The organism is Kribbella swartbergensis, assembly GCF_054784135.1.
This window is the reverse complement of sequence record NZ_BAAGPM010000007.1, coordinates 204413-222220: the sequence shown is the minus strand read 5'-3', so window position 1 is coordinate 222220 and position 17808 is coordinate 204413. Positions and strand designations below refer to the sequence as shown.

The following is a 17808-nucleotide window of genomic DNA, read 5'->3' as shown; positions in this document are numbered from 1 at the left end:
CATGCTGACCCCGGTACTGTCCGACAACTGGGACCAAATCCGCTCCTGGCAGCTGGCGTCGTACCAGCGGTCCGGCGGGTACGACGCGCTGCGGAGCGCACTGCGGATGCAGCCGGCCGACGTGGTCGCCGCGGTCAAGGACTCCGGTCTGCGCGGCCGTGGTGGCGCCGGCTTCCCGACCGGGATGAAGTGGTCGTTCATCCCGCAGGACAACCCGAAGCCGAAGTACCTGGTGGTGAACGCGGACGAGTCCGAGCCGGGCACCTGCAAGGACATCCCGCTGATGCTGGCCTCGCCGCACACGCTGGTCGAGGGCGTCATCATCGCGTCGTACGCGATCCGCGCCTCGACGGCGTTCATCTACGTCCGCGGTGAGGTACTGCACGTGATCCGCCGGCTGCAGCAGGCGGTCGCCGAGGCCAAGGAGGCCGGCTTCATCGGCACCGACATCCTCGGCAGCGGCTACGACCTGGATGTCATCGTTCATGCCGGCGCCGGTGCGTACATCTGCGGCGAGGAGACCGCGCTGCTCGACTCGCTGGAAGGCCGTCGCGGGCAGCCGCGACTGCGTCCTCCTTTCCCGGCCGTGGCCGGTCTGTACGGTTGCCCCACAGTGATCAACAACGTCGAGTCGATCGCGTCCGTTCCCGCCATCATCAAGAACGGCGCGGACTGGTTCTCCTCGATGGGGACCGAGAAGTCCAAGGGGATGACGCTGTACTCGCTGTCCGGGCACGTCACCCGGCCGGGCCAGTACGAGGCGCCGCTGGGCATCACGCTGCGGCAGCTGCTGGACCTGGCCGGCGGGGTCCGCGAAGGACACCAGCTGAAGTTCTGGACCCCGGGCGGGTCCTCGACGCCGCTGCTGACCGCTGAGCACCTCGACGTACCACTGGACTACGAGGGTGTGGGCTCGGTCGGCTCGATGCTGGGGACCAAGGCATTGCAGATCTTCGACGAGACCACCTGCGTGGTCCGCGCCGTCCTGCGGTGGACCGAGTTCTACAAGCACGAGTCCTGCGGCAAGTGCACCCCGTGCCGTGAGGGCACCTGGTGGCTGGTGCAGATCCTCGAGCGGCTGGAGCACGGCAAGGGCACCGAGCAGGACCTCGACACCCTGCTCGACCTGTGCGAGAACATCCTCGGCCGGTCGTTCTGCGCGCTCGGTGACGGCGCGACCAGCCCGATCACCAGCTCGATCCAGTACTTCAAGGACGAGTACCTCGCGCACTTCGAGAACGGCGGCTGCCCGTTCGACCCAATGGCATCGACCGTCTTCGCGACCGCTGGAGCAAGCGCATGACGATCCAAGCGAACCCACCGGCCGGCGGCAGCAACGCCGCGGAGCGGACTGCTGTTGATGACACAGTGACCGTGACCATCGACGACATCGAGGTCAAGGTTCCGAAGAACACCCTGGCGATCCGGGCGGCCGAGCAGATCGGCGTCCAGATCCCGCGGTTCTGTGACCACCCGCTGCTCGACCCGGTCGGCGCCTGCCGCCAGTGCCTGGTCGAGGTCGTTGACGCAGGCAACGGTCGCGGGATGCCCAAGCCGCAGGCATCCTGCACGCTGACGGTGGCCGACGGCATGGTGATCCGCACCCAGCTCACTTCGCCGGTGGCGGACAAGGCGCAGCACGGGAACATGGAGTTCCTGCTGATCAACCACCCGCTGGACTGCCCGGTCTGCGACAAGGGCGGCGAGTGCCCGCTGCAGAACCAGGCGATGACCAACGGGTACGGCGAGAGCCGCTTCCACGAGATCAAGCGGACCTACCCGAAGCCGATCAACATCTCGGCCGAGGTGCTGCTGGACCGCGAACGCTGCGTGCTGTGCGCCCGCTGTACCCGGTTCTCCGAGCAGATCGCCGGTGACCCGTTCATCGCGCTGGTCGAGCGCGGTGCGCTGCAGCAGGTCGGCATCTACGAGAAGGAGCCGTTCGAGAGCTACTTCTCCGGCAACACCATCCAGATCTGCCCGGTGGGCGCGCTGACCAGCGCGGCGTACCGGTTCCGGTCCCGGCCGTTCGACCTGGTCTCGGTTCCGTCGGTGGCGGAGCACGACTCCTCCGGTGCGGCGATCCGGGTCGACTACCGGCGCGGCAAGGTGATGCGCCGGCTCGCCGGTGACGACCCGGAGGTCAACGAGGAGTGGATCTCCGACAAGGACCGGTTCGCGTTCAACTACGCCTACACCGGTGACCGGCTGACCCACCCGCTGATCCGCGAGAACGGCGAGTTGCGGCCGGCCTCCTGGCCGGAGGCGCTCGGTTTCGCGGCGGAGAGGCTGACCGCGGCCCGCGGCAACGCGGCGGTGCTGACCGGAGGCCGGCTCACCCTCGAGGACTCCTACGCGTACTCGAAGTTCGCCCGGGTCGCCCTCGGGACCAACGACATCGACTTCCGGGCCCGGCCGCACTCGGCGGAGGAGGCGGACTTCCTCGCCGCCGCGGTGGCCGGCACGGGTCTGGGGACGACGTTCGGCGACCTGGAGAAGGCCGGGTCGGTGCTGCTCGTCGGGTTCGAGCCCGAGGAGGAGGCGCCGTCGGTGTTCCTCCGGCTCCGCAAGGGCGTCCGCGCGCACGGTCTCAAGGTCTTCACGGTCGCGTCCTACGCGTCGCGCGGGGTCGAGAAGCTCAACGGTGTCGTCGTACCGGCGTCGCCCGGGACCGAGGCCGCCGTACTGGGGGATCTCGGCAACGCGGGGGAGACCGGGGCGGCCGCGCTGGCCACGCTCGGGTCCGACTCGATCATCATCGTGGGTGAGCGGCTGGCGAGCGTGCCGGGCGGGTACTCCGCCGCGCTCCGTTTGGCGCTCGACACCGGGGCCCAGCTGGCCTGGATTCCGCGGCGCGCGGGCGACCGGGGCGCGCTCGAGGCGGGCTGCCTGCCCGGTCTGCTGCCGGGCGGCCGGCTGGTGTCGGACCCGCAGGCGCGGGTCGACATGCAGGCGGCCTGGGGTGTGGACAGCCTGCCGGCCACGGTCGGCCGGGACCTGACCGAGATCCTCGCCGCCGCCGGTTCGCTGCAGGCGCTGGTGGTCGCGGGTGTCGAGATCGACGACCTGCCGAACCCGGCGGCGGCCCTGGCCGCGCTGGAGGCCGCGCCGTTCGTGGTCAGCTTCGAGGTCCGCAGGTCCCAGGTCACCGAGCACGCCGATGTCGTCTTCCCGGTGGTTCCGCCGGCGGAGAAGGACGGCACGTTCGTCAACTGGGAGGGCCGCGAGCGGCCGTTCCCGGTGGTGCTCCAGGTCCCGGCCGCGATGCCCGACGTCCGGGCGCTGGCGGCACTGGCCCAGGAGATGGACCGCTCGCTCGGTTTCACCACCTCGGCCGGTGCGAAGAAGGAGTTCGACGAACTCGGCCGCTGGGACGGCGACCGTGCGCAGGAGCCGACGTACCAGGCCGGTCCGTCGCTCGGGGCGTTCGACTCCACCCGGCTGGCGACCTGGCGGATGCTGATCGACGACAGCCGCGCGTGCGACGGTGAACCGCACCTGACCGCGACGGCCCGGACGCCGGTCGCCCGGATCTCGCTCACCACCGCGCACCGGGTCGGTGTCGCCGACGGTGACGAACTGGTGGTCAGCACCGACGCCGGGTCGATCCGGCTGCCGGTGGTGATCACCCCGATGACCGACAACGTGGTGTGGCTGCCGACCAACTCGGCCGACTCGCACGTACGGCGGTCGCTGCACGCAGACCATGGCTCGATCGTCACGATCGCCGGAGGGAACGCATGATTCACGTACCTCTTGCCACGCCGGAGGCCGGGTTCGGCAGTGACCCGTGGTGGGTCATCGGCCTCAAGGTGCTGCTGGTCTTCGTCTTCCTGGTCGTGCTGACGCTGTTCAACATCTGGCTGGAGCGCCGGGTCGTGGCCCGGATGCAGCACCGGATCGGGCCGAACGTGCACGGCCCGCAGGGTCTGCTGCAGTCGCTGGCCGACGGCATGAAGCTGATGTTCAAGGAAGACCTGATGCCGAAGGGTGTCGACAAGCTCGTCTTCGTCGCCGCGCCGGTGATCGTGTCGATCCCGGCCTTCCTGGCTTTCGCGGTGATCCCGTTCGGGCCTACGGTGAAGATCCCGTTCACCGACACCTACACCCGGCTGCAGCTCACCGACCTGCCGGTCTCGGTGCTGTACGTGCTGGCGGTCGCGTCGATCGGCATCTACGGCATCGTCCTCGGCGGCTGGTCGTCGAACTCGACGTACTCGCTGCTCGGCGGCCTGCGCTCCAGCGCCCAGATGATCTCCTACGAGGTCGGCATGGGCCTGGCGCTGGTCACGGTGTTCCTGTTCGCCGGCTCGATGTCCACCTCGGAGATCGTCGCGGCGCAGGGCTCGAACCAGTCGATCAGCCTGTTCGGCGCGGACATCCCGATCCCCGGCTGGTACGCGTTCCTGCTGTTCCCGTCGTTCGTGATCTACGTGATCTCGATGGTCGGCGAGACGAACCGGGCGCCGTTCGACCTGCCGGAGGCCGAGGGTGAACTGGTCGCCGGCTTCCTGACCGAGTACTCGTCGATGAAGTACGCGATGTTCTTCTTGGCCGAGTACATCAACATGGCGACGGTGTCGGCGCTGGCGACCACGCTGTTCCTCGGCGGGTGGCGGGCGCCGTGGCCGATCTCGATGTGGGACGGCGCGAACTCCGGCTACTGGCCGGTGCTGTGGTTCATCGGCAAGCTGATGCTGTTCATCTTCTTCTACATCTGGCTGCGCGGAACGCTGCCGCGTCTGCGCTACGACCAGTTCATGAAGCTGGGCTGGAAGATCCTGATCCCGGTCTCGCTGGGCTGGATCCTGCTGGTCGCCACCGTCCGCGCGGTCGGCCGGGAGACCACCTTCAGCCGTACGACGTTGCTGGTGGCCGCGGGCGTGGTGCTGGTGATCGCGATCATCACCATGTTCATCCCGCAGAAGCCCAAGGAAGAGAAGACCACCGAGGAGGACCGGGCGAAGGAGTTCGACGCCTTCGCCGGCGGCTACCCGGTGCCCCCACCGCTCGTCAACACTCCGAGCCGAAACGAGGCGGACGTCAGCCGTGGCTGAGAAAAAGACAGTCAAAGAGTCCCTCTGGGATCCGGTAGCCGGGTTCGGGGTCACCTTCCGGACGATGTTCCGCAAGGTGTTCACCGAGCAGTACCCGTTCGAGAAGAAGCCGACCGCGCCGCGCTTCCACGGCCGTCACCAGCTGAACCGCTGGCCCGACGGTCTGGAGAAGTGCGTCGGCTGCGAGCTGTGCGCGTGGGCCTGCCCGGCGGACGCGATCTACGTCGAGGGCGCGGACAACGTGGACGACACGCCGGACGGCTCCGGCCGCTTCTCCCCGGGTGAGCGCTACGGCCGCGTCTACCAGATCAACTACCTGCGCTGCATCCTCTGCGGTCTGTGCATCGAGGCCTGCCCGACCCGGGCGCTCACCATGACCAACGAGTACGAGCTGGCCGACCGCAGCCGCGAGTCCCTCATCTACGAGAAGAAGGACCTGCTCGCGCCGCTGCTGCCGGGGATGCAGGAGCCGCCGCACGAGATGCAGCTCGGCAGCACCGAGAAGGACTACTACCTGGGCCTGACCGGTGCCGCCGTACCGGCCGAGGGTGGTGACGGCAAGTGATCACCCTCGTCACCGGCGCCCAGGTGGCGTTCTGGATGCTGGCGCCGGTCATGGTGCTGGCCGCGATCGCGATGGTGCTGGTCCGCAAGGCGGTGCACTCCGCGCTGTTGCTGGCCACCGTGATGATCTGCCTGGCCGTCCAGTACGCCGCGCAGGACGCGCCGTTCCTGTTCGCCGTCCAGATCATCGTCTACACCGGCGCGATCCTGATGCTGTTCCTGTTCGTGCTGATGCTGGTCGGCGTGGACGCGAGCGACTCGCTGGTGGAGACGATCCGCGGCCAGCGACTGCTCGCCGGGCTGGCGTTCCTCGGCTTCGCGGTCCTGCTGATCGCGGCCGTCGGCAACGCGGTGTACGGCAACCCGACCGGGCTGGCCGACGCGCAGCCGGACGGCAACCCGAAGGGCATCGCGCAACTGCTGTTCGGCAAGTACGTGTTCGCCTTCGAGGTGACCTCGGCACTGCTGATCACCGCGGCGCTCGGCGCGATGATGCTGGCGCACCGGGAGCGGCTGACCAAGAAGAAGACCCAGCGCGAGTTCGCCGAGGAGCGGATCCGCAAGTACGCCGAGTCCGGTGTGCACCCCGGTCCGCTGCCCACGCCCGGTGTGTTGGCCCGGCACAACGCCGTCGACACGCCGGCGCTGCTGCCCGACGGGTCGATCGCGCCGACCTCGGTTTCGCGGGTGCTGCAGGCCCGTGGCACCGTGTACCCCGAGGCTGAGGAGCGGTCGGACGTCGAGGAGGTCCGCAAGCTCACCGCGGGCGAGGTCGGCGACGAGGCCCCGCCCGAGCCGGAGAGCACGGACCTGACCGGCTACCGCGAAGGCGAAGGAGACAAGTCGTGACGACCGAGCCGTACATCGTGCTCGCGGCGATCCTGTTCAGCATCGGCGCGCTCGGCGTGCTGGTACGCCGTAACGCCATCGTCGTCTTCATGTGTGTCGAGCTGATGCTGAACGCGACCAACCTCGCGTTCGTCAGCTTCGCCCGCCAGCACGGCAACCTCGACGGCCAGATCGCCGCCTTCTTCGTGATGGTGGTGGCCGCGGCCGAGGTGGTCATCGGGCTGGCGATCATCATGGCCATCTTCCGCACCCGTCGCTCGGCCTCGGTCGACGACGCCAACCTGCTCAAGTACTGAGGTAATCACCGATGAGTCATGAGCTGATGTGGCTGCTGGTGGCAGTCCCGGCCGTGTCCGCGGCGATCCTGCTGCTCGGTGGCAAGGCCACCGACGCGTGGGGTCACCTGCTGGGGACGCTGGCGCCACTGGTCTCGTTCGCCTGCGGCGTTGTGCTGTTCTTCCAGATGCAGGGCCTGGGCCACGAGGAGCGGTCCGAGACGGTCCGGCTGTTCGAGTGGTTCTCGGTCGGCAGCATCAAGGTCGACTTCTCCCTGCTGATCGACCCGCTGTCGATCCTGTTCGTGCTGCTGATCACCGGTGTGGGTTCGCTGATCCACATCTACTCGATCGGCTACATGGCGCACGACCCGCGGCGGCGCCGGTTCTTCGGGTACCTGAACCTGTTCGTCGCGGCGATGCTGCTGCTGGTGCTGGCGGCCGACTACCTGCTGGTGTTCGTCGGCTGGGAGGGTGTCGGCCTGGCGTCGTACCTGCTGATCGGGTTCTGGCAGCACAAGGACTCCGCCGCGGTCGCCGCGAAGAAGGCGTTCGTGGTGAACCGGGTCGGTGACATCGGCCTGTCGCTCGCGGTGATGAGCATGTGGGCGCTGTTCGGTTCGTCCGCCTTCGCGACCGTGGACGCGGGCGCGGAGAGCGTGTCGGGCACCTGGGCCACGTTGCTCGGCCTGATGCTGCTGCTGGCGGCCTGCGGCAAGTCCGCGCAGGTGCCGCTGCAGTCCTGGCTGCTGGACGCGATGGAGGGCCCGACCCCGGTGTCGGCGCTGATCCACGCGGCGACCATGGTGACCGCGGGCGTCTACCTGGTGACCCGGTCGCACGCGATCTACGAGCACACCGAGGCCGCGTCCACCGCCGTCGTCATCGTCGGTACGGTGACCGCGCTGGCCGGTGCGATCATCGGTTGCGCCAAGGACGACATCAAGAAGGCGCTGGCCGGTTCGACGATGAGCCAGATCGGCTACATGATGCTCGCCGCGGGCCTCGGCCCGGCCGGGTACGCGTTCGCGATCTTCCACCTGCTCACCCACGGGTTCTTCAAGGCGAACATGTTCCTCGGCGCCGGCTCGGTGATGCACGGCATGAACGACGACGTGAACATGCGCCACTACGGAGCCCTGCGGACGCCGCTGAAGATCACCTTCGTCACCTTCGCGTTCGGCTACCTGGCCATCCTCGGCATCCCGCCGTTCGCCGGCTTCTTCAGCAAGGACAAGATCATCGAGGCCGCGTTCGCGGAGAACACGATCATCGGTCTGTGTGCGCTCCTCGGCGCCGGTATCACCGCGTTCTACATGACCCGGGTGATGCTGATGACGTTCTTCGGCAAGAAGCGCTGGGCCGACGACGTGCACCCGCACGAGTCGCCCGCCGTGATGACCTGGCCGCTGATCATCCTGGCCGGGCTGTCGCTCGGCGGCGGTGCGCTGTACTTCGCCGGTCACTGGATCGTCGACTGGCTGGAGCCGGTGGTCGGGCACGAGGAGCACCACCCGCCGGTCAGCGCGCTGGTGATGACGCTGATCACCCTCGCGGTGGTTGCCGTCGGCATCGTCATCTCGGTGCTGATGTACCGCCGGGACATCCCGCGGGAGGCCCCGGCCGGCTCGCCGGTCACCACCTTCGCCCGCCGTGACCTGTACGGCGACGCGCTGAACGAGGCGGCCCTGATGCGTCCGGGCCAGTACCTCACCCGGACGCTGGTCTGGCTGGACAACCGCGGTGTGGACGGCCTGGTGAACGGGCTGGCCGCCCTGTTCGGCGGGATGTCCGGCCGTCTGCGCCGGGTCCAGACGGGCTTCGTCCGTTCCTACGCACTCAGCATGGTCTTCGGCGCCGCATTCGTGGTCGTCGCCCTCCTCGCGGTGAGGTTGTCGTGAACATCGGTTGGCTGACCCTGTTACTGCTCCTGCCGTTCGCGGGGGCGCTGGCGACGATGCTGGTGCCCAGGGCGAATGCGCTGCTGGCCAAGCAGGTCGCGCTCGGGTTCTCGCTCGTCACGCTGGTGCTGACCGCGATCGTCGCGATCGGCTACCAGCGCAACGGCGCCGAGGACTACGCCGAGACCTACACCTGGATCGAGGCGTTCGGCGCGCACTACGCGCTCGGCCTGGACGGTGTCGGCATCGTCCTGGTGGTGCTGACCGCGCTGCTCACCCCGATCGTGATCGCCGCGTCCTGGAACGACGCCGAGAACGGCCGCTGGTCGGAGAAGTCCTTCTTCGCCTGGATCCTCGCCCTGGAGGCGCTGTCGATCGGCGTGTTCGCCGCCACCGACGTGTTCCTCTTCTACGTGCTGTTCGAGGCCACGCTGATCCCGATGTATTTCCTGATCGGCGGTTTCGGCGGTGCGCAGCGCTCGTACGCCGCGGTGAAGTTCCTGCTCTACTCGCTGCTCGGCGGTCTGCTCATGCTGGCGTCGGTGGTGGGCCTGTACGTGCTGTCGGCCCGGGCCGGCGACCCGTCGTACCTGCTCACCGACCTGATCAGGCTGGACATCAGCCAGAACACCGAGCGGTGGCTGTTCCTCGGCTTCTTCTTCGCCTTCGCGGTGAAGGCGCCGATGGTGCCGTTCCACACCTGGCTGCCGGACGCCGCCGCGGAGGCGACGCCGGGCACCTCGGTGCTGCTGGTCGGCATCCTGGACAAGATCGGCACCTTCGGGATGATCCGGTTCTGCCTGAGCCTGTTCCCGAACGCGTCCGAGTGGGCCACCCCGGTGGTCCTGGTGCTCGCCCTGATCTCGGTCCTGTACGGCGCCCTGCTGGCGATCGGCCAGACCGACATCAAGCGGCTGATCGCGTACACCTCGATCTCGCACTTCGGCTTCATCGTGATGGGCATCTTCGCGCTGACGTCGCAGGGCCTGACCGGGTCGACGCTGTACATGTTCAACCACGGCTTGTCCACGGCGGCGCTGTTCCTGGTGGCCGGCTACCTGATCTCCCGGCGCGGGTCCGCGCGGATCGCCGACTACGGCGGGGTGGAGAAGGTCGCGCCGGTGCTGGCCGGCACGTTCCTGTTCGCCGGCCTGTCCAGCCTGGCGCTGCCCGGCCTGTCGCCGTTCATCTCCGAGTTCATGGTGCTGGCCGGGACGTTCAGCCGGCACCGGGTGCTCGCGGTGATCGCCGTGCTCGGTATCGTGCTGGCCGCGCTCTACATCCTGCTCATGTACCAGCGCCTGATGACCGGGCCGGTGCGTGACGGGGTCGAGAAGCTCAAGGACCTGAACGTGCGCGAGGTGCTCGCGATCGCGCCGCTCGTCGTCCTGATCATCGGCCTGGGGATCTTCCCGAAGCCGGTGGTGGACATCATCAAGCCGGCGGTGGAGTCGACCATGCAGCACGTCGGCGTGACCGACAAGGCTCCGGAGATCCCCGTGACGGAGGGACAGAAGTGATCGCGCAGATTCTGCCGCTGGCGGACTTCACCGCGCCGAAGATCGAGTACGGCGAGCTGATGCCGCTGTTCGTCGTGTTCGGTGCGGCCTGCGTCGGTGTCGTGGCCGAGGCGTTCCTGCCCCGGCCGCTGCGGCACCTGACCCAGCTGACGATCACGGTGGTCTCGCTCGTCGTGGCCGGTGTGCTGACCGCGATGCTGATGGCCGACAACAAGGAACTGATCGCGGCGCAGGGCGCGATCTCGGTCGACGGCCCGGCGCTGTTCACCTGGCTGGTGCTGCTCGCGCTGACGCTGATCAGCGTGCTGCTGTTCGCCGAGCGGTCGGTCGACGGCGGACTGTCCGCGTTCGCCGGCCAGGCGGCCGCCGTACCGGGGTCCGAGGCCGAGCGGGAGGGCACCGCGGCGAAGGTCGAGCACACCGAGATCTTCCCGCTGACGCTGTTCGCGGTCGGCGGCATGATGCTGTTCGCCTCGGCCAACGACCTGCTGCTGCTGTTCGTCGCGCTCGAGGTGTTCTCGCTGCCGCTGTACCTGCTCTGCGGGCTGGCCCGGCGCCGCCGGCTGATCTCGCAGGAAGCCGCGATGAAGTACTTCCTGCTGGGTGCGTTCGCGTCGGCGTTCCTGCTGTTCGGCATCGCGCTGCTCTACGGGTACTCCGGGACGATGTCGCTGGGCGGCATCTCCGACGCGCTGGCCAACGAGACCGGTGGCGAGGCGATCCTGCTGGCCGGGACCGGTCTGCTGGGCGTCGGCCTGCTGTTCAAGGTGGGCGCCGTACCGTTCCACTCCTGGACCCCGGACGTCTACCAGGGTGCGCCGACGCCGGTCACCGGGTTCATGGCGGCCTGCACCAAGATCGCCGCGTTCATCGGGCTGATGCGGGTCTTCTACGTCGCCCTCGGCGGCACCCGCTGGGACTGGGCCCCGATGATGTGGGTCGTCGCGATCCTCACCATGGTGGTCGGCTCGATCGTCGCGATCACCCAGACCGACGTGAAGCGGATGCTGGCCTACTCGTCGATCGCGCACGCGGGCTTCCTGCTCACCGCGTTCGTCGGGCTGGCGCAGGCCTCGAACGGCGTGCACAGCGGGATCACCTCGACCCAGGCGGTGCTGTTCTACCTGGTCGCCTACGGGTTCGCGACCATCGGCGCCTTCGCCGTCGTCACGCTGGTGCGGGACGCGGGCGGCGAGGCGACCCACCTGTCCCGGTGGGCCGGCCTCGGCAAGAAGTCGCCGCTGCTGGCGGGCATCTTCGCCTTCTTCCTGCTCTCCTTCGCCGGTATCCCGCTGACCGCGGGCTTCACCGGCAAGTGGGCGGTGTTCAGCGCGGCCTGGACCGGCGACGCGTGGCCGCTGGTCGTGGTCGCGGTGCTGTGCAGCGTGGTCGCCGCGTTCTTCTACGTCCGGGTGATCGTGCTGATGTTCTTCTCCGACCTCCCGGCGGACGCGCCGGACGTGGCCCTGCCCGGGTGGCAGACCACGACCGCGGTCGCCCTCGGTCTCGCCGCCACGGTGGTTCTCGGCCTGGTCCCCGGACCGGTGCTCGAACTGGCGGCCCGCGCGGGTGAGTTCATCCGTTGAGTCCGACCCCGCTGCCGGCCGAGAGCCTGGGCTTCGCGTTCGCCGACGAGGCGCTCGAGGCCCGGGTTCGTGCCGGCCTGGAGTCCGTCGAGCAGGCGCTGCGTGACTCGACCCAGTCCGAGGCGCCGTTCGTCACCGCGGCCGCGCAGCACGTCATGGTTGCCGGTGGCAAGCGGTTCCGGCCGCTGCTGGTGCTGCTGGCGGCCGAGTTCGGTGCCGAGCCGGCCGCCGCGGACGTGATCAAGGCGGCGGTGGTGGTCGAGCTGACCCACGTCGCGACGTTGCACCACGACGACGTAATGGACGAGGCCGCGCTCCGGCGTGGCTCGTCCACCGCGAACGCCGCCTGGGACAACTCGGTCGCCATCCTGTCCGGCGACTGGCTGTTCGCCCGGGCCTCCGACCTGGTCGCCGACCTCGGCCCGGAGGCGGTCCGGATCCAGGCCCGGACCTTCGGCCGGCTGGTCGAGGGCCAGATCCGCGAGACCCTCGGCGTCGGCGAGGGCCAGGACCCGCTGGCGCACTACCTGTCCGTGGTCGCCGACAAGACCGGTTCGCTGATCGCGACGTCGGCGCTCTTCGGTGCCCGGTACGCCGGTGCGCCGGAGGAGATCCAGGAGTCGCTGCGCGCCTTCGGCGAGGAGATCGGCGTGGCGTTCCAGCTCGCCGACGACATCCTCGACATCGCCTCGGAGTCCGGGCAGTCGGGCAAGACCCCTGGCACCGACCTGCGCGAGGGCGTGCCGACGCTGCCGGTGCTGATCTTCCGCGCCCAGGCCGATCCGTCCAACCCATCCGACGCCCGGCTGCTCGAACTGCTCGACTCGGACCTGACCGACGACGCGCGCCTGGCCGAGACGCTCGAGTTGCTCCGCGCGCACCCCGCCTTCGGGCAGGCCGAGGACGACGTACGCCGCCGGGCCGCCGACGCCCGCAAACTCCTCTCCGCCCTCCCCGAAGGCCCGGCCCGCGACGCCCTCGACTCCCTCTGCGACCTGGTCGCCACCCGCTCCGTCTGACACCCACCCCCCTTGCAAGGCCTCTGAAAGCACCTTGTGCCGCGCTGCCAGCCTGAGCCCGGTGGTGTGGAGGTCTAGAACTTGTTGCGGCGGCGGGAGGTGCGGGGGCGGCCGTCGGGGTCGTAGACGTGGCGGGCCAGCCAGCCTGCCCAGAGGGACTGGAAGCGCGTGACCGGCTCCGGGCGGTGCGGACGGATGCGACCGGGTGGTCGTGGCCCTTGGCAACCGTTGGCGTGCCACTTGTCGAGTGCGGCGGCCGTCTGCCGCCATTGCTTGAAGCCGGTGATCGGATCGAGTTCCGGATCGTCGATGCCGAGGTGCTCGGACCACAGCTCCGATCGCATCGACCGGGCCAGGTCGGGGGAGTCGACCGCACAGGTCAGTTCGCTGTCGTTCGTCCAGGAGCGGCGGTTGAAGTTGTCCGAGCCGCAGGTCAGCCACTGGTCGTCGACGATGCAGACCTTCGCGTGCACGTAGATCGGTACGCCGTCCTCGTTCTCCAGGTTGTACACCGCCACCCGATCCGACTCCAGCAACCGCAAAGCCTCCAGTTGGGCGAACCGGGCGGGCGGCCCGCTGATCCGGCCGTCCTGATCCGGGTACCGCGGTACGACCGCGATGAGCCGCAGTTCCGGCGACCGTTCCAGCGCCTCCCGCAGGCTGTGCGTCACCGCCGAGGACCACAGGTACTGGTCCTCGACGTAGATGAGCGACCGCGCCCTCGCGAACGCCTTCAGGTAGCCCCGCGCGACGCTGTACTCCCCGCGCGGCGCGAACGGGAACCCCGGGTGCTTGTGAGCGTACGTCCGGAGCACCTGCACGGTATGCGGCCCGGCCGGCGGCGGATCCGGGAACGACTCCGGCAGGTTCGAAGGATGGCGCGGCATCCGGGCCAGCCGCTGGATCATCATCCGGTACGGCGTCCTGCGGTCGAGCGGATGGGGATCGTCCCAGCGTTCGACGAAGCACCGGAGCAGGTCGCCGACCACAGGACCTCGGACCTCGACCATCACGTCGTGCCAGGGTGCCCGCGATCCGTAACGTGGATCCATCGGCGCCGGTTGCGGATCGCCCAGATGCCGCTCGTCGTCGCGCCGTCCGTGACAGAGGTCGATGCCACCCACGAACGCCACATCGGCCCCGGGATCGTCCTGGTGCCGGATCACGAACAGCTTCTGGTGATGTGACGCGAGCCGCCGGACCCGCTGGTCGAGCAGCGCCTCGCCGCCGGCCTCGTTCAACTCGGTGCCGAACCGCTGATTCTCTTGCGAACTGAAGTTCAGGAGATCCGAGTGCGACCGCCACAACAACGCCCGCACCTCCACCCCGGACCGCGCCAGCTCGCACAGCACCGTCCCGATGCTCGGTCCGTCCTGTACCAGCGCCTCGTCCGGATCCCCACGCCAGTCGGTGAAATACACCCGGTCTCCGGCCTGCAGCAGGCGCAGCTCGTCGTACAGCCGACGGAAGTACGCCGTCCCGTGGACCAGGGACTGCACGAGGTTCCCCTCGGTCCAAGCTCCGTCGGCGTCGATCTCCGTCGCAGGGTTGCCCCGCTCCTCCGCCGTCAGGAACCACTCGTGCGTCATGACTCCCCAGTGCCCGCAAACCCCCAGTCCATGAAACCTGGGGCCGGCGCGGGATGGATCGAGCTGACGCGGCAGCGCCCCAGCCGGGCGAGGTGCCGGCTGGGCGTTCCGGTTCAGCGGTTCTGCCAGGTGGGGCTATCCACGTAGTGGTTGTCGTAGAGGTCACTTGTTTTGGCCAGCTCGGCGGGGGCGGTCTCGCCTCGGTAAACGGACTCCAGGAGGCGGTAGTACTCGAAGCGGGGCTTGGCGTGGGTGAGGACGAACAGGACCTCGGCGTCGGACTCACCGGCCGCCTCGAAGGCGTGCGGGGTGCTGGGCGGTACGACGAGGAAGTCACCTTGCGTCAGCGTGATCACGTCGTCGCCGGTGAGGACACGGAGCGAGCCCTTGAGCACGAAGAACAGTTCGGCGGCCTCCTTGTGCAGGTGTGGGGGAGCGCCTTCTTTACCGGGCTTGAAGACCGAGCGGTGGCTGGTGAGGTGACCGCTGGTGTCGGAAACGTCGGCGAACAGGGTGACGCCACTGGCCGGCAGGGTCTCGGCGTCGGTGGCGCGAATCAGGACAGCCTTCATGGTGGAACTCCTTCGGAATCAGTTGCCGACGGCATCGGCGTTTGCTGTGCGGGCGGTTCCGATCTTGGATATTCAACATCCAGAATCAGGTCAGGCGGAATCGGTGGGTGTGGGCAACCGAGACGGTCAGGACTTGAGGTTGGTGAACCGGGTGCGGGTGTTCTCGGGAGCATCGGGGGTCTGGCTCACGACCCGGTCGGCGAGGTCCGCGATGGTCTGGCCGGCCAGCTCGCGGCGGTAGGCGAGCTCCGCGGTCCGCATGGCCTGGGAGACCAGGCAGGCCTTGGTGTAGTCGGTCTTCGGGTCTGCACCTGGCCCCGCCTTGAGGATCTGCAGGCAGCGGAACGCCTCGTCGGCCCCGTCGATGGCGACGACGATGTCGAGCAGGGTGATGTTGCGGGGATCGCGGGCGAGTTGGAAGCCGCCCTTCGGTCCGGAGATCGAGGTGAGGATGCCGGCCCGGGTGAGCGCCTGAAGCTGCTTGTTTAGGTACGCCGTCGGAAGGTCGTAGAACGCGGCGAGATGTTTGGCGGTGACCAGCCGCCCCGGCATCCAGCTGAGATTCACACAGCTGTGCACCGCCCACTCGACCCCCTCGTTCATCTTCACAATCTGGATATTAGATGTCCTGAATAACCGAAGTCAAGAGGCCCGGCACCTCGGGTGCCGGGCCTCTTGACTTCGCAGCGGGGGATATCAGGTACGGCGGACTGCCAAGCCGTCGATCTGATAGACCTTGCCTGCCACGCGGGTGGTGAGCAGCACCGAGCCGGTCAGGAAGCTTGCCGGCACGGGGAGCGGCACGATCGATTGATAGACGGTCGCGACGTAGCCGAGGTCGACGATCCCCACGGACTTCCCGTTGTAGTACACGGTCAAGCTGCCGCAGTTGGGACACCTGGTCGCGACTAGAAAGAGGCGCTTGGCCTGCACGCTGCTGCGGGAGACGGAGATGTTCGTCGCCTTGGTGCCGGTCGCCGTGCCCAGGTAGTACAACTGGTGACTAGCACGGGTCCAGCCCTTCGTCGCCCCCATGGCCCGGTCGTCCGACGGCCGAGAGAAGCAGCGGTCGGCGGTCCAGCCGGACAGATTCCCGACGGTGTCACGGGCCCGGACAGACACGCAGTACTCGTAACCCGGGGCGAGGCCGATCAGCACCGAGGTGGCCGTCGTACCGGACTTGACCGGGGCGTAGGCGCCGAAGTTCCCGGCGGTCGGTGCGATCCGCCAGCGGATGTCGTACGAGCTGACGGGGACGCCCATGTCGTCATTGGCTTTGTACGTGACGGTCGCGGTGGCCGCCTTCGTCACATCGAAGACCGGGCCGGTGATCTGCACCTGAGGCGGGGTCACGTCGACTGCGACATACCTGAAGGCGACGCTGGCGTGGCCGTCGGCGTCGACTGCCTTCACCAAGAACCTGTGCGAGCCGGCCGCGACTCCGCTCTTCCGGAACGGCGAAGTGCAAGGAACAGCTGGTGTGTCGTCGAGCTGGCACGTCGCGGTCACCGGACCGGCCATCCCGCTGGTGTCGAACGGGACCTGGATGTCGGGACCCATCGGAGCGGACGTCGGTCCGAGGTTCACTCGAGCGCCTTGCCACACGGCCGAGCCGATGCGGTCGGTGCCCTGCGTGCGGTAAATGGTCTGGCTCGCGCCGAGAGTGCCGTCGGAGGCGACCGGAAGAGTCAGCAGTGCGCTCCCGCCGAAGGCGATGGGCTGGGTCACCAGTACCTCGGATGCGTCGGGCGACCAGGTGATGCCGACCGGCCGCTGCTCGGACGCCACGCCGAGCTTCGGCGTACCACCGCCGATCGGGATGATCGCGGGAGCGTTGCTGGCGTCGATGTAGGCGATCCAGCGAGTGTTCGGCGACACCGACGGCAGGATGCCCTGCTCGGTGCCGGCGATGGTGCCGGTCTTGACTCCGGCGCTCTTCGCCTGGACGAAGGCGAACCGCCCGCTGACCCCGTCCTTCACGATGAGATTCGAATTGGAGGTCCAGGTCGGCATCAGCATGTTGCAGCCCACCTGGACCGGGGTCCCGCCGGTCGCGGCGACGATCTCGACGCACGAGCTTGCGTTGGGCTGGAGTCGCTCGAAGGCGATCCGGGTGCCGTCCGGTGACCACGCCATCCGGATGATGCCGGAGGAGCCGTCGAGGATCTGGACCGGGGTCGCGTGCGGGATGTCGGCGCGTACCCGCCAGAGGGTGTTCTGCCCCTTCGCGAAGGCGATCTCGCGGCCGTTGGGGGACGCGGCGACGACGTCGCCGATCACCTGGGTGGCCCCGTCCGGCGCGAGCGGCACGACCTGTTGTCCGCCAGGTACGGCGATCTGGCCGGCGTACGTGCGGGTGTTGCCGTTCTCCAGCCAGATCGTGTGGCCGACCGTGATGGCCCGATGGGCCGGTGGCAGCGCGATCGGCGTACTGGCCTGACCCTCGCCCTCGGCGTTGATTGCGGCGACCGAGTACGTCGCACCCGGGATGTGCTCGGACTCGTGCCACTGGTAGCCGACGTCGTTCCAGGCGGGCTGCCAGGGCAGGACAGTGTCGACGCCGTCGACGACTCGGTGGATGTTGTACCCGGTGACCTGGTCGTCGTTGGCGTCGGGTGCCGCTGTCCAGCGCAGGTCGACGCCGGTGAGGGTGCCGGCGAGTTTGACGTCCAGCGGGGTGGACGGGAGCTTTGCCGCTTGGGTGACGCTCTGCGGGGCGGGCACGGCGGTGGCCGGGAGGGCCGCGGTCAGGCCGACAGCGGCCAGCACGATCGGCACCACGGCTCGGAAGGTCGTGTGCAAGAGGTTCCTCGAATCGGTACGTCGAGAACCCGACGGTCCCCGTCTCCGGTATATCGAGGTGGCCGAACCGCCGT

At 68.6% G+C, this 17808-nt stretch carries 14 protein-coding genes; 10 read left to right on the top strand and 4 right to left on the bottom strand.

The features are described from left to right. Position 1: 1 nt before the first annotated feature. Genes nuoF through ACYVOK_RS02520 form a run of 10 tightly spaced genes read left to right on the top strand, consistent with a single transcriptional unit; the run spans position 2 to position 12771 of the window. The gene (nuoF, locus tag ACYVOK_RS02565) at positions 2-1303 is read left to right on the top strand and encodes an NADH-quinone oxidoreductase subunit NuoF (RefSeq protein WP_460660573.1); all 1302 of its coding nucleotides are present in this window, start codon (positions 2-4) and stop codon (positions 1301-1303) included. After that, a complete protein-coding gene (locus ACYVOK_RS02560; RefSeq protein WP_460660572.1) occupies positions 1300-3744 on the top strand; it encodes an NADH-quinone oxidoreductase subunit G in 2445 nt (814 codons plus the stop codon). Before nuoF ends, ACYVOK_RS02560 begins: the two co-directional genes overlap by 4 nt. Further along, positions 3741-5057, top strand: a complete 1317-nt coding sequence (nuoH, locus tag ACYVOK_RS02555) for an NADH-quinone oxidoreductase subunit NuoH (protein ID WP_460660571.1) — start codon at positions 3741-3743, stop codon at positions 5055-5057. The genes ACYVOK_RS02560 and nuoH overlap by 4 nt, the downstream gene beginning before the upstream one ends. Beyond that, a complete protein-coding gene (nuoI, locus tag ACYVOK_RS02550) occupies positions 5050-5622 on the top strand; it encodes an NADH-quinone oxidoreductase subunit NuoI (protein ID WP_460660570.1) in 573 nt (190 codons plus the stop codon). The genes nuoH and nuoI overlap by 8 nt, the downstream gene beginning before the upstream one ends. Continuing rightward, entirely contained in the window at positions 5619-6470 is an 852-nt protein-coding gene (locus ACYVOK_RS02545; RefSeq protein WP_460660569.1) for an NADH-quinone oxidoreductase subunit J, read from the top strand. The genes nuoI and ACYVOK_RS02545 overlap by 4 nt, the downstream gene beginning before the upstream one ends. Further along, positions 6467-6766, top strand: a complete 300-nt coding sequence (nuoK, locus tag ACYVOK_RS02540; RefSeq protein ID WP_130384807.1) for an NADH-quinone oxidoreductase subunit NuoK — start codon at positions 6467-6469, stop codon at positions 6764-6766. Before ACYVOK_RS02545 ends, nuoK begins: the two co-directional genes overlap by 4 nt. Before the next feature lie 11 nt (positions 6767-6777). Further along, positions 6778-8646: an NADH-quinone oxidoreductase subunit L gene (gene nuoL / locus ACYVOK_RS02535; protein WP_460660568.1), complete on the top strand. Its 1869-nt coding sequence runs from the start codon at positions 6778-6780 to the stop codon at positions 8644-8646. After that, positions 8643-10166: an NADH-quinone oxidoreductase subunit M gene (locus ACYVOK_RS02530; RefSeq protein ID WP_460660567.1), complete on the top strand. Its 1524-nt coding sequence runs from the start codon at positions 8643-8645 to the stop codon at positions 10164-10166. The genes nuoL and ACYVOK_RS02530 overlap by 4 nt, the downstream gene beginning before the upstream one ends. Before the next feature lie 59 nt (positions 10167-10225). Next, positions 10226-11752 (top strand): NADH-quinone oxidoreductase subunit NuoN, encoded by a 1527-nt coding sequence (nuoN, locus tag ACYVOK_RS02525; protein ID WP_460660774.1) that lies wholly within the window; start codon positions 10226-10228, stop codon positions 11750-11752. Continuing rightward, complete coding sequence (locus ACYVOK_RS02520) at positions 11749-12771, top strand: polyprenyl synthetase family protein (protein ID WP_460660566.1); 1023 nt, start codon at positions 11749-11751, stop codon at positions 12769-12771. Before nuoN ends, ACYVOK_RS02520 begins: the two co-directional genes overlap by 4 nt. Before the next feature lie 74 nt (positions 12772-12845). On the opposite strand, the gene ACYVOK_RS02515 is transcribed toward ACYVOK_RS02520, so the two are convergent. From ACYVOK_RS02515 to ACYVOK_RS02500, 4 genes are all read right to left on the bottom strand, one after another. Continuing rightward, positions 12846-14360, bottom strand: a complete 1515-nt coding sequence (locus ACYVOK_RS02515; RefSeq protein WP_460660565.1) for a phospholipase D-like domain-containing protein — start codon at positions 14358-14360, stop codon at positions 12846-12848. A 113-nt stretch (positions 14361-14473) separates the two neighbouring features. Beyond that, entirely contained in the window at positions 14474-14932 is a 459-nt protein-coding gene (locus ACYVOK_RS02510) for a cupin domain-containing protein (RefSeq protein WP_460660564.1), read from the bottom strand. 126 nt (positions 14933-15058) lie between these two features. Next, positions 15059-15535 (bottom strand): RrF2 family transcriptional regulator, encoded by a 477-nt coding sequence (locus ACYVOK_RS02505; RefSeq protein WP_460660773.1) that lies wholly within the window; start codon positions 15533-15535, stop codon positions 15059-15061. Between the two features lie 93 nt (positions 15536-15628). Then, positions 15629-17734: a hypothetical protein gene (locus ACYVOK_RS02500; RefSeq protein ID WP_460660563.1), complete on the bottom strand. Its 2106-nt coding sequence runs from the start codon at positions 17732-17734 to the stop codon at positions 15629-15631. Positions 17735-17808 lie beyond the last annotated feature (74 nt).